The sequence below is a fragment of the Pseudomonas sp. I8001 genome, assembly GCF_013385345.1.
GTDB lineage: Bacteria > Pseudomonadota > Gammaproteobacteria > Pseudomonadales > Pseudomonadaceae > Aquipseudomonas.
Window position 1 is genome coordinate 124,388 of the sequence record NZ_JACAQC010000005.1, and the last position, 12,134, is coordinate 136,521.

General features: G+C 61.5%; 15 protein-coding genes. 9 read left to right on the forward strand and 6 right to left on the reverse strand.

All coding sequences use genetic code 11. The features are described from left to right. Positions 1-155 precede the first annotated feature (155 nt). Both HX839_RS02385 and HX839_RS02390 read right to left on the reverse strand, forming a co-directional pair. On the reverse strand, positions 156-470 hold the full coding sequence (locus HX839_RS02385) for a PsiF family protein (RefSeq protein ID WP_003217404.1): 315 nt from the start codon (positions 468-470) through the stop codon (positions 156-158). Positions 471-533: 63 nt separating this feature from the next. Then, on the reverse strand, positions 534-1,328 hold the full coding sequence (locus HX839_RS02390; RefSeq protein ID WP_003217407.1) for a helix-turn-helix transcriptional regulator: 795 nt from the start codon (positions 1,326-1,328) through the stop codon (positions 534-536). Positions 1,329-1,425: 97 nt separating this feature from the next. On the opposite strand from HX839_RS02390, the gene HX839_RS02395 reads away from it, so the two are divergent. After that, on the forward strand, positions 1,426-2,322 hold the full coding sequence (locus tag HX839_RS02395) for a DMT family transporter (RefSeq protein WP_087693122.1): 897 nt from the start codon (positions 1,426-1,428) through the stop codon (positions 2,320-2,322). Here the strand turns inward: HX839_RS02395 and HX839_RS02400 are convergent. Next, entirely contained in the window at positions 2,315-2,620 is a 306-nt protein-coding gene (locus HX839_RS02400; RefSeq protein WP_003217412.1) for a multidrug efflux SMR transporter, read from the reverse strand. The two genes, HX839_RS02395 and HX839_RS02400, sit on opposite strands and share 8 nt — an antisense overlap. A gap of 1 nt (position 2,621) precedes the next feature. Next, on the reverse strand, positions 2,622-3,263 hold the full coding sequence (locus tag HX839_RS02405; RefSeq protein ID WP_087693121.1) for an FMN-dependent NADH-azoreductase: 642 nt from the start codon (positions 3,261-3,263) through the stop codon (positions 2,622-2,624). Positions 3,264-3,387: 124 nt separating this feature from the next. Here HX839_RS02405 and HX839_RS02410 point away from each other — a divergent pair, with 124 nt between their 5' ends. Both HX839_RS02410 and HX839_RS02415 read left to right on the forward strand, forming a co-directional pair. Beyond that, positions 3,388-4,299 (forward strand): LysR substrate-binding domain-containing protein, encoded by a 912-nt coding sequence (locus tag HX839_RS02410; RefSeq protein WP_085984661.1) that lies wholly within the window; start codon positions 3,388-3,390, stop codon positions 4,297-4,299. A 98-nt stretch (positions 4,300-4,397) separates the two neighbouring features. Further along, positions 4,398-4,928, forward strand: a complete 531-nt coding sequence (locus HX839_RS02415) for a bacterioferritin (RefSeq protein WP_003217418.1) — start codon at positions 4,398-4,400, stop codon at positions 4,926-4,928. 137 nt (positions 4,929-5,065) lie between these two features. On the opposite strand, the gene HX839_RS02420 is transcribed toward HX839_RS02415, so the two are convergent. Then, positions 5,066-7,135 (reverse strand): AsmA family protein, encoded by a 2,070-nt coding sequence (locus tag HX839_RS02420; protein WP_003217419.1) that lies wholly within the window; start codon positions 7,133-7,135, stop codon positions 5,066-5,068. 368 nt (positions 7,136-7,503) lie between these two features. On the opposite strand from HX839_RS02420, the gene HX839_RS02425 reads away from it, so the two are divergent. Both HX839_RS02425 and HX839_RS02430 read left to right on the forward strand, forming a co-directional pair. After that, positions 7,504-7,953 (forward strand): hypothetical protein, encoded by a 450-nt coding sequence (locus HX839_RS02425; RefSeq protein WP_003217421.1) that lies wholly within the window; start codon positions 7,504-7,506, stop codon positions 7,951-7,953. A gap of 151 nt (positions 7,954-8,104) precedes the next feature. Continuing rightward, positions 8,105-8,737 (forward strand): TetR family transcriptional regulator, encoded by a 633-nt coding sequence (locus HX839_RS02430; RefSeq protein ID WP_003217423.1) that lies wholly within the window; start codon positions 8,105-8,107, stop codon positions 8,735-8,737. 1 nt (position 8,738) lies between these two features. Here the strand turns inward: HX839_RS02430 and HX839_RS02435 are convergent, their stop codons facing one another. Beyond that, entirely contained in the window at positions 8,739-9,227 is a 489-nt protein-coding gene (locus HX839_RS02435) for a C40 family peptidase (RefSeq protein ID WP_177066693.1), read from the reverse strand. A 337-nt stretch (positions 9,228-9,564) separates the two neighbouring features. Here HX839_RS02435 and ureE point away from each other — a divergent pair, with 337 nt between their 5' ends. From ureE to HX839_RS02455, 4 genes are read left to right on the forward strand one after another with little or no spacing between them, the layout of a single operon-like run. Next, complete coding sequence (gene ureE / locus HX839_RS02440; RefSeq protein ID WP_008439076.1) at positions 9,565-10,065, forward strand: urease accessory protein UreE; 501 nt, start codon at positions 9,565-9,567, stop codon at positions 10,063-10,065. Further along, complete coding sequence (locus HX839_RS02445; protein WP_003217429.1) at positions 10,062-10,736, forward strand: urease accessory protein UreF; 675 nt, start codon at positions 10,062-10,064, stop codon at positions 10,734-10,736. The genes ureE and HX839_RS02445 overlap by 4 nt, the downstream gene beginning before the upstream one ends. Before the next feature lie 23 nt (positions 10,737-10,759). Next, the gene (ureG, locus tag HX839_RS02450) at positions 10,760-11,374 is read left to right on the forward strand and encodes an urease accessory protein UreG (protein WP_003217431.1); all 615 of its coding nucleotides are present in this window, start codon (positions 10,760-10,762) and stop codon (positions 11,372-11,374) included. A 24-nt stretch (positions 11,375-11,398) separates the two neighbouring features. Continuing rightward, complete coding sequence (locus HX839_RS02455; RefSeq protein WP_177066694.1) at positions 11,399-11,971, forward strand: HupE/UreJ family protein; 573 nt, start codon at positions 11,399-11,401, stop codon at positions 11,969-11,971. Positions 11,972-12,134: the final 163 nt, after the last annotated feature.

The following is a 12,134-nucleotide window of genomic DNA, read 5'->3' on the forward strand; positions in this document are numbered from 1 at the left end:
GGCAGTCTGCCAGCGTTGGGTGAATCAAGCGAGAAGTCTAAACGCGGTCCAATGTGGGAGCTGGCTTGCCTGCGATGGCGGTGGGTCAGCCAACAAAGGCATCGACTGCCAGGTCGCAATCTTAGGCAAGCCAGCGCCCACAGAGTTCTGCATCATTATTTCTTCAGGCAGGTGCTCATAAAGGTTTTACGCGCATCGCCGGTCAGCGCCTGGGTTTTCGCGGTGGCGTTGCAATCTTTCATCTTCTGTTGCTGTGGGGTCAGGGTCTTGGCGTCGTTGGCCGCCGGGGCCGCCTTGAGGCAGTTGCTCATGAACGCCTTGCGATCATCACCGGTCTTGCCACTGGTCTTGGCTTCGGCGTTGCAGGTGGTCATTTTTTGTTGCTGAGCCGTCTGTGCGGCAGTCGCGGCAAAGCCTTGGGAACACAGCAGCAGGCCCATCATCAACAGCGGAATACGCAGCATCTTCATGGAGTTTTCTCCCTGTTACCGTGCCGAGGGGCACGGCCTCCCCAGCAGTGTAGTCAAACCCTGTTACACCTTCCTGCCGCGTATATGGGTCCGGCGATACTGCTCCGGCGTGCAGCCGGCCTGGCGCTGGAACATCGCGATAAACGCCGAGGCCGTGCTGTAGCCCAGGTCAAACGCAACTTCCTGGACGCTGCGCGCGCTGTCCAGCGCTTCGATCGACGCCAGGAACCGCAGGCGTTGGCGCCATTCGCCGAAGCTCATCCCCAGCTCACGCACAAATTGCCGCGCCAGGGTGCGCTCACTGACATGCACCTGCTGCGCCCACTGGGCCAGCGCGCGGTTATCGCCAGGGTCGGCCTGCATGCCCTCCAGCACACTGAGCAACCCGGGATGGCTGGCATACGGCAGGAAACAATCGTGCACCGGCGCCTGCCTGAGCTGGTCTACCAGCACCTGGGCCAGGCGCACGTCGGCTTCGTTCTCGGGAATGTTGACATCACGCTCGGCGAAATCACTGAGGATCGCCTTGAGGATATCGCTGATGGTCAGGGTGCACGGCTGCGCCGGCAATTGCTCGCACAAGGCGGGCGCCAGATATACGGAGCGGTAGACGATCGCCTGGGCGTTGTAGGAACTGTGCTGGGTGTTGGGTGGGATCCATACCGCATATTGCGGCGGCGACATAAAGCGACTGCCGGCCACTTCAAAGCGCATCACGCCACGGGCCGAGTAGTCCAGGGAACCCCAGGCATGCTGGTGCGCACTGGCATGGGTGTCAGCCTCGAATTCCGAATAACGGAAATACACCGGGGCCGGCAACTGGTCAAAATCGGGAAGGTTGATGTACTTCTTGAGCATGTTGTCTGGATACAAAGGTCGGATGGCTGGATCGAAGTATAGGCTTCGATCCAGACAAAGGATAATCACCGCTCATAGACGCAACTGGTTCTTTTCGATGCAATACGCTTATCCGTTACTGGCCATTTTTATCTGGGCCGGCAATACCGTGGTCAACAAACTCGCGGTGGGGACGATTTTCCCTGCCGAGATCGGTTTTTACCGCTGGCTGCTGGCCGGCCTGCTGTTTACCCCGTTCATGCTCAAACCCGTCATCGCCAACTGGCCGCTGATTCGTCCCAACCTGGGCAAGATCTTCATCCTCGGCGTGCTGGGCATGGCGGTGTACCAGAGCCTGGCGTATTACGCCGCGAACCTGACCTCGGCCACCAACATGGGCATTATCCTCTCGCTGATGCCACTGATGGCTCTCACCGCCGCAATCATCAGCCTTGGCCAGCGCCTGACCTTCGGCGCCCTGACCGGTGCCGTGCTGTCGTTTGCCGGCGTGGTAGTGGTGGTTTCCGCCGGTAGTCTCAGCGCCCTGCTGCAACACGGGCTGAATATGGGTGACGCGATGATGCTGGTGGCCACCCTCGCCTACGCGGTCTACAGCACCCTGCTGAAAAAATGGCAGCTGCGCTTGCCGCCACTGGTGTTGCTGTACCTGCAGGTGCTGGTGGCGGTGGTGGTGTTGTTTCCGCTGTTCCTGCTCTCCGACAAGGCCGGCCTTGGCTGGTCGAATATCCCGCTGGTGCTGTACGCCTGCCTGCTGGCCTCGATGCTCGCGCCGCTGGCCTGGATGCATTCGGTGAAGACCCTCGGCCCAAGCCGCACCACGCTGTTTTTCAACCTGCTGCCGCTGATCACCGCGTTGATTGCCGCAGTGGTGTTGAAAGAGCAGCTGGCGATGTATCACCTGGTGGGCGGCTTGCTGACCCTGGGCGGGGTGATTTTGTCGGAGCGCTGGACGACGCCGGTTCGCAGCAATGTCAGCGCGCAGGAAGCTACTTGAGCCCCACCACTCCGGCGACGATCAAGCCCACCGACACCAGCTTGATCAGCGTCAGGCTCTCCCCCAGCAACGCGAACCCGAGAAACACAGTGCCCAGTGAGCCAATGGCGGTCCAGATCGGGTAGGCCACGCTCACCGGCAACTCACGCATGGCCAGGGTCAGGAAGTAGATCCCGCCCACGGCCGCGACGACGGTGACCAGCGACGGCCACAGCCGGGTGAAGCCGTCGGCGTACTTCATGCCCATGGCGAAGGTCACCTCAAAGCCGGCGGCGATCAGCAGGAACAGCCACGACACTTCAGAAGCTCCCGGCCAGGTCGCGCAGTTGCCCCTCGACTGCATCGCAGGAACGGCGGAAAACGCTCGGATCGGACTCTTCGCCTTCTGCGGCGATCACCGTGACGTCTTCAATGCCGATGAACCCCAACGCGGTCCGCAGGTGCGGATCGGCGTGGTTCATCGCCTCGTTTTCCCCGCCCGGGCCAAAGCCGCTGCCGCCGCGACTGGTGATGATCAAGGCCTTTTTGCCCAACAATAACGGCTGGTACTGGGCGATGCCCTGGCTGTCCTGGGTGATGTCCACGGTATGGCCCATGCGCACGATCTGGTCGATCCAGGCCTTGAGGCCGCTGGGAATCCCGAAGTTGTACATCGGTACGGAAATCACCAGCAGTTCGTGCTCGACGAGCTCGGCTACCAGCTCATTGCTCAGTTGCAAATCGGCGTGCATGGACAACGGCATCGCCTGCGGCTCCGGGTGGAAGCTGGCGGCAATGAACGCTTCGCTGACGTGGGGGATAGACGCCCGGCCCACTTCGCGGCGGGTCAGCTGCGCGTCGGGATTGGCGGTGTGCCAGGCGGCCAGGAACACCTCGGCAAGGCGCCGGGAGTGGGAACGTTCGCCGCGGGGGCTGGAATGGATCGCAAGCATTTTTTTCATCTGTAGGCCTTCACACGCTAGACTCAGGCAACCTGAATGGCTGCCCCTGTTGCGCATAAATCTAGAGCCGAGCGGCCACCCTCACAAATGAGCAATAGTTGTTTTGGATGAACTGAATTCATCCATGGAGCCACACATGTTTGCTTCGCTGCCCCTGACCGCCCTGCGCGCCTTTGAATCGGCCTCGCGCCTGTTGAGCTTCAAGGCCGCCGCCCAGGAGTTGTCGGTAACGCCGACGGCGGTGTCCCATCAGATTCGCTCCCTGGAAACCTGGCTCGGCGTACCGCTGTTCGAGCGCCTGCCGCGCCAGGTGCGCCTGACGGAACGCGGCGAGCGCCTGTTCCACAGCCTGCACGGCGCCTTGCTGGACGTCGCGCAAAGCGTCGACACCCTGCGCCCGCAACGCAGCGCCGGCAATCTCACGCTCTCCACTACGCCGGCGTTTGCCGCTCTGTGGCTGGTGCCGCGACTCGGGCGCTTCTATGCCGCCCATCCGGATATCAGCCTGCGCCTGGACACCAACTGCGCCGTGGTCGATTTACAGCAGGATGCCAGCGTCGACCTGGTGATCCGCTACAGCATCGACGACTACACGAACCTCTACGGTTTGTGCCTGTTCGACGAATGTTTCGCCGTGTATGGCTCCCCCGAACAAGTCGCCCTGGCGCGCGAGCGCACCCCGACCCTGATCAGCGTGCGCTGGCACAACTCCAGGCTGTACGCCCTGGGCTGGCAGGCATGGTGCGAAAAGGCCGGGGAAGATTGGTTGCAATCCGCTTCGCCGCTGCGCGAATACGACGAAGAACACTACGCCCTGCAAGCGGCCATCGCCGGCCAGGGCCTGGTGCTGGCGAGCAATATCCTGGTCTCGGAAAGCGTCGCCAGCGGGTTGCTGGTGCCTTACCGGCCACAGGTCCGCGTCAACGGCGCCGGCTACAGCGCCCTGTGCGTACCGGGACGGGAACGGCACCCGCCGGTCCGGGCGTTTTTTGAGTGGTTGCAGGAGGAAGCGCGGCTGTCGGGGCACGCTCTGTAAAATCCGATAAAACTTTTTGCGTTGCCTGGGACTCACAACTTGGAGCGATCACGCCGGCAGAGCGTGGCGCAAAACCGGATTAGTACCAGGAGAATGAGATGACTGACTCACATTTGTCTGACGTAGCCACTTTACGTGACCGCGCCCGCAAGAACGTCGAAAACGGTGCCGTGACCGAAGGTTATGACGCCGACCGCCAGGAAATCCTGCGTCTGCTCAACGAATCGCTGGCCACCGAGCTGGTGTGCGTGCTGCGCTACAAGCGCCACTACTTCATGGCCAATGGCGTCAAGGCGCATGTCGCCGCCGAGGAGTTCCTCGAGCACGCCACCCAGGAAGCCGAACACGCCGACAAGTTGGCCGAGCGTATCGTGCAGTTGGGTGGCGAGCCGGAGTTCAACCCCGACTTGCTGTCGAAGAATTCCCACGCGCAGTACGTGGCCGGCAATACGCTGAAGGAGATGGTCTACGAAGACCTGGTGGCCGAGCGCATCGCGGTAGACAGCTATCGCGAAATCATCCAGTACATCGGTGACAAAGACCCGACCACTCGCCGGATCTTCGAAGACATCCTGGCCCAGGAAGAAGAACACGCCGACGACATGGCGGATATTCTGAAGGACCTGTAACTAACACAGCTAACACCGCAAAACCCATGTGGGAGCGGGCTTGCTCGCGAAGGCGGTGGGTCAGTTGGAACATTCTTGACTGATCCACCGCCTTCGCGAGCAAGCCCGCTCCCACATTTGGTTCACGGTTTTGTCAGCTAGCCTTTCACCGTCTTCGGTGCCTTGCCTTCCTTCATCTGTTGCAGCAGCGGCGCACACTGGTTCGGCTCATCGCCGCTCGGTGCCACCAGCGCCAGCAAGCCCGCCGCCGGGCCGGCAATCACACCCAAGGCAACCATGCCCGCACCACGCAGCATCAGCGGCACCGCCTTCACGCCAGCATTCGGTTTGATAAACGGCCCGTTGACGTACAACGGCGAGCGCAGGGAAAACAGGCGGAAGCCTTTGGACTCCGGGGTAATGGTCAGGTCAAGCTGCTCGCTGGCCATGTTCGCGGTGCCATCGATGTAGATGATCGCGTTCTCGGTATCGAACACAAACAGGCGAGTCGTCGCCAGGCCCGACTTGATGCCGAAGTCTGCGGCCGCACAGTTGATCTTCACTTCCTTGTCGCCAAACAGGCGGCCGACCACGTAGTTGCCGACGTTGAGCCCGGCGATTTCCATCAGTCCGCGGCTGATGGCGCCGTCGTTGATCAACATCTTCAGATCGCCATTCGACGTGCCAAGCAATGCCGCGACGGAGTTGCCGCGCCCGGAAATGTCCGCGTCGCCGTTGAGCTCACCGAAGCTGGTTTTCATCGGCTCGAAGGTCGGGAACAACTGCTTGAGCTTGAAGTTGCGCGCGGTGAGTCTGGCCTGGCCTTCCATCGGCGTGGTGCGCCCGTTGAGACGAATCTGCGCGTCGAGCTTGCCACCGGCCACGCCGAAACGCAGGGGCTCCAGGCTCAACTGCCCGTCGTTCAGCACCAGGTGAGTGTAGAGATCGGTGAACGGCAATTCGGCACTGTGGACGATGCGTTTGCCGGTGAATTCGACGTCGGCATCCATGTCGCGCCAGCGCTCGGTGCGGAACTCTTCCACTGGCAGCACCTTGGTCGCCGGCTGCTTGCTTTCGCCGCCACGGGCTTTTTGCTTGGCGTTGGAGTCGGCGCCGATCAGCGGCGCCAGGTCGGTCATCAACAGCTGGTTGGAGACCAGCGCCCCGGTGAGCTTGGGCCGCGGCTGGCTGGCGACGTAGCCGAGGTTGCCGTGGATGTCGCTGTTGCCGATCTTGCCGTTGAAGTTTTCATACTGGAACGACGCGCCACTGGCCTCATGCAGCTTGGCGATCAGGTGGCCGTCGGTGGAATAGGCCGGCGAATCCGGCAAGGTCACGCCGGTCAGCGGGTACAGGTTGCCCAGGCTGCTGCCGGAGAGTTTGAGGCGCAGGTCGAGGGCGCCGAGGTTCATCGGGTCGGTCAGGGTGCCGGCCAGCGCGATGCTGGTGTCGCCGATCCTGGCCTGGGCTTGCAGCGGGAACGGCTTGGCCGCGTCCTGCAAGGCCAGCAGGCCACCGATCTTGCCGGTGCCATCGAGTTTCTGGCCGTGGTATTGGCCCTTGACCTTGAGGCCGAACGCGTAATCCTGCGGCGCCGAGCCTTTTTCCAGGGCTTTCCTGGCGTCGGCATCGCCGACGATCTCGCCGAAGGGGATCGGCTTGCCGAGCAGGTCGATCACGACGTCGAGCTGGGTCTTGAGAGTCTGGTCGTCGAGGGTCACATGGCCTTTGTCGAAGCCGATGGCGCCGATGTCCACCACCCAGTTGGACGGTTCGGCATTCGGGTCCTTGGGGTCGAACTTGAAGGTCCAGTTGGCGCGGCCATCGGCCAGGCGCTGCAACTGCGCACTCGGTTCGGTGAGGTCGATACGCGGGATCACCACGCGCTGGGCCAGCAACGCCAGGGGCGAGATACGCAACTCCACGCGCTTGAGGGTGACCATCTGCGGGGCTTTCGACCAGTCGGGATTGCCCAGGGTCAGGTCTTCGGCAATCACATGGGGCCACGGAATCCAGGCGCGCCAGCCGCCCTCATCGGGCTCGCGCTGCCACACCACTGCCAGGTTGCCATTGATGGCAAACGGTCGATGCAGCTCTTCGGAGACCTTGGCGTTGAGGGGCGGCTTGATCCGGTTCCAGTCAAAGAACACCAGGACCAACACCACAATGGCGATTAACAAAACGAAGCTGGCGCAGCTCCAGGCGAGAATTTTACGAGTGCGCGTCATTGCACAGGACTCCAGGTTACGACTGAGCGGGCGCTTTGCGGCGCGCGTTTTGACTACAGCTTATATGGCTACGACTGACAAACGGCGCGGGGGTTTAACCCCATTGATGAATTCCTCATAAAAACCGCCTTTCCTGACCAACCAGACAGTTTCAATCATCAACGACGCACCGTTGTTACCCACGTTCGTGTCGAAAATACCCACCTCGGTGCAAAAGCGCGGGCTTGAGACCTGCGAGATAGAGCCTTCGCAGGGAACAATCAATTCTGTTGATTATTACCATTGTGTTTATGAACTTTTATATCGACTTATCAAGAGTAGCATTAGCCCTGTACCCAATTTATCGCCCTCCCAAGGAGCAACCCATCATGAAACGCCAAATACTCGCAAGCTTTGCACTTTCCCTCCTGGCCACCAGCGCATTTGCCCTGCCAGCTGCTGAACAGGCAACCCCACAAGTGAAAGCCGACGCTTCCCACTTCAGCCAAACCCTGGCTCGCAGCGGCGCTTCGGACAAGAACAACACCGACTACAACGGCAGCATCACTGAAAACGGTTCTGAACAAGCCAACAAACGTGCTTACACCGAAGGCGTTGCTGAAGGTGGCCGTGACCGTCTGGAACAGAAAGGTCTGGTTGAAGGTGGCGCTGATCGCCTGATGGAACGCAACGCTGTTGCCGAAGGTGGTCGTGATCGTCTGGAACAGAAAGGCCTGGTTGAAGATGGTTCGAGCCGCGCCAACAAACGCGCTTATGCTGACGGCGTAGTGGAAGGCGGTGCTGACCGTCTGGCAGAACTGCATCAAGCACAGAGCTAAGCCCGTGCTGGCCCTGGAAAAAAGCCCGATCAGCCGATCGGGCTTTGACTTTGTGTGAACCGCAACGCCCTTCTCCCTTTTGAAGTTCGACGCTGGCAAAGCTGATTTGCTAGAGTGCGTCGCTGTCCTTGTCCACAAAGCCCGCCTGCCAATGCTGCCCCGCGCCGAACAGAAGCAACAGACCCGACTCGCCCTGATGGACGCAGCCCGCCATCTGATGGAGTGTGGCCGTGGGTTCGGCAGCCTCAGCCTGCGTGAAGTGGCCAAGACCGCCGGCATCGTGCCCACCGGTTTCTACCGTCACTTTGCCGATATGGATCAGCTGGGCCTGGTATTGGTCAGCGAAGTCGGCCAGACCTTTCGCGCGACGATTCGCCTGGTGCGCCACAACGAATTCGTGATGGGCGGCATCATTGATGCCTCGGTACGGATTTTCCTGGATGTGGTCGCCGCCAACCGTTCGCAATTCCTGTTCCTGGCCCGCGAGCAATACGGTGGCAGCCTCGCCGTTCGCCAAGCCATTGGTGCCCTGCGTGAAGACATCGCCAGCGACCTCGCCGCCGACCTGACCCTGATGCCCAAGCTCCAGCACCTGGATGCCGACGGCCTGCACGTGATGGCCGACCTGATCGTCAAGAGCGTGTTCGCCACCCTGCCCGACATTATCGACCCGCCCGCCGAAGCGCTGCCTGCGCACCTCACGCCACAAGCCAAGATCACCCAGCAGCTGCGTTTCATCTTTATCGGCCTCAAGCATTGGCAAGGCCTGGGCAGCACCGAATAACTCAGCGCACGGTGTGAAAACGCTTGGCGGTGGTGTAGTTCCGGTTCCAATAGCTGTTGGCCAGTGAGTCGATGCGCACGCTTTTGCCCGTGCGCGGCGAGTGGATGAACTTGCCCTCTCCTATATAGAGACCAACGTGGCTGACCTGGCCGTGCCCATTGCCCCTGAAAAACACCGCATCACCCGGTTGCAACGCATTGCGCTTGACCGTGGCCGCGGTTGAGCGGTGCATCGCCGAGGTGGTGCGAGGCAGATGAATGTTGGCTTCGGTCTTGAACAGGTACACCAGGAAGCTGCTGCAATCGAAGCCCTGCTTCACCGAAGCGCCGCCCAATTTATAGGGCGTGCCCAACAGCTCGTGGGCGCGGTCGATCACGTTGTCGATAGTAGGTGGCGGCGCGAATGCCGGGGCACGCTGAAGGTTGGCCGAAGCAGATGAAATGGCGAGCGACAAACTGACAATGAGTAAACAGAAAAATGACTTGTACATGGTGGAAACCGCTGAAGATTAAATACGGAGCGGAATCCTAATGAAACAGCGCGTAACGCAACGCACGGCAAATCCTGCAAGTGCGTAGGAAAAGTCCCAAGCAATCAAAACTCATAAAAGATGAAAGAAATTTCATGCACCAAGCAATGGAATTCAACGCCGAGCGCCCGGATCCGGTGCTATAAATCCAACCACGCACCAAAATGAGACATTTTGGAATAATTTCCTGCGCCATCAGGTGGCACAAGTCGCCTGCCTACAGGGAATTCCTACTCCCCGCGTGGTTGGCAAGACCCTTGCTCTAGCTTGCTTATCGCTCATAGCTGGAAGCTTTCTGATGCTGGTGATCCACCGCCGAATCGCCCCCCAACCCGTCTGGGCCGCAGAGTTGCTGCTGAATTTCGAAGCCCGCAGCAAAAGCCGCCTGCGCTGTTTCAGTGCCGACGGAGAAGACGTCGGCCTGTTTCTGGAGCGCGGCCAACCGCCGCTGCACGATGGCGAATTCCTACAGGCTGAAGACGGACGTGTCGTACGCGTGTGCGCCCGGCCTGAACAACTGCTGCACGTCACCTGCGGCAATGCCTTTGAACTGACCCGCGCCGCCTATCACCTGGGCAACCGCCACGTGGCGCTGCAAGTGGGTGACGGTTGGCTGCGCCTGCTCGATGACTACGTACTCAAGGCCATGCTCGATCAGTTGGGCGCGACGACCGAGACCATCGAGGCCCCCTTCCAGCCGGAACACGGCGCCTATGGCGGCGGCCACCACCACTCCCGCCATGGCGACGAAGACTTCAACTACCCGCCCAAGCTGCACCAGTTCGGCGTACGCCTATGAACCCAGCCTGGGCGCTGTTGCGTCTGGCCAGTCCGCAGCTGCCGATTGGTGGCTACAGCTATTCCCAGGGCCTGGAAATGGCCGTGGAGCAAGCCCGCGTGACCGACCCGGCAAGTGCCGGGCGCTGGATCAGCGATCAACTGTTGCTCAACCTGGCGCGCTTCGAAGCGCCGCTGCTGCTCGCCCACTGCCAGGCCGCCGCCGAACAGGACTGGCCACGCCTCGCGCAGTTGTGCGAGGAACACCGCGCCAGCCGTGAAACCCGCGAGCTTTATCAGGAAAGCCGGCAGATGGGCTATTCCCTGCACCAGCTATTGAACGGTTTACCGGAGCTGGATGACGCCGCCCGAGAGTTCCTGGCACAGCGCTCCGAACCGCACCTGGCCCTGGGCTGGGCCCTGGCCGCCCGCGCCTGGCAGATCAGCCCGGATGACGCCCTGGCCGCCTGGCTGTGGAGTTGGCTGGAAAACCAATTGGCGGTGCTGATGAAGACGCTGCCTCTGGGCCAACAAGCCGCCCAGCGCCTGACCAGCGAACTGCTGCCGCTGCTGCAACAAGCCCAGCAGGACGCCAGCCAGCTTGACCCCAATCACTACGGCAGCGCCGCGTTTGGCCTGTCCCTGGCGTGCATGGCCCATGAGCGCCAGTACAGCCGCCTGTTCCGTTCCTAGGGCACTTTATCTTGGAGAATCACATGAACACCCAACCCCTGCGCGTCGGCATCGGCGGCCCGGTCGGCTCCGGCAAGACCGCCCTGACCCTGGCCCTGTGCCTGGCCCTGCGTGATCGCTACAACCTGGCAGTGGTCACCAACGATATCTACACCCGCGAAGACGCCGACTTCCTGGTGCGCAACCAGGCCCTGGCGCCCGAGCGCATCATCGGTGTGGAAACCGGCGGCTGCCCCCACACCGCGATTCGCGAAGACGCCTCGATCAACCTCGAAGCGGTCGACCAACTCAACCGTCGCTTTCCCGGCCTGGACCTGATCCTGGTGGAATCCGGCGGCGACAACCTGTCGGCCACCTTCAGCCCGGAACTGTCGGACCTGACCATCTACGTGATCGATGTGTCGGCCGGCGACAAGCTGCCGCGCAAAGGCGGGCCGGGAATCTGCAAATCCGACCTGCTGGTGATCAACAAGATCGACCTGGCGCCGCTGGTAGGCGCATCCCTGGAGCTGATGAACAGCGATACCCAGCGCATGCGCGGCGGTAAACCTTTCGTCTTCAGCAATCAGAAAACCGGCGTCGGCCTGGAAGAAATCGTCGCCTTCATCGAACGCCAGGGCTTGCTGACCGCAGCCTGATCAACCCCCACAAGGAGCCTGTCCATGCGCCTCAATATACTTCTCGCTGCCGCAGCCTTGCTGCTCACTCCCGCCCTCGCCTTCGCCCACCCCGGCCATGGCGACAACGGCCTGGTGGCCGGTATCAGCCACCCGCTGGGCGGCATCGACCACTTGCTGGCAATGGTCGCCGTGGGCCTGTGGGCCGCTCAACAAAAAGGCTCGGCGCGCTGGGCGCTGCCGTGCACGTTTGTCGGCACCATGCTGATCGGCGGGATGCTGGGCTTTGAAGGGCTGGAACTGCCGGCGCTGGAAAGCGGGATTGCCGCGTCGGTGCTGGCGCTGGGCCTGGCGGTAGCGCTGGCGGTGCGGCCGCCGTTGTTCGTGGCGGTGGCGGCGACGGCGCTGTTTGCACTGTTCCATGGCGTGGCCCATGGTTTGGAGCTGCCGGACATGTCCAGCCCGTGGGCGTATGCCATAGGGTTTGTGGGTGCGACGGCGGTTTTGCATGCTGCCGGTTATGCCGTGGTGCGTTTCCTGCCGGCGGCGGCTGCGCCGTTGGTGCGGGTGGCGGGTGCGGCTTCGGCGGCGACTGGGGTTTGGTTGCTCGCTGCCTGATTTTCGGTGCTCCTGAGGGCCTCTTCGCGAGCAAGCCCGCTCCCACAGTCGACTGCATTCCAACAATGGAACTCGATCGAATGTGGGAGCGGGCTTGCTCGCGAAGGCGGCAGTAAAGACAACACCGATCCCAAGCCTGATACCATGTCGCGCAAACACCCCT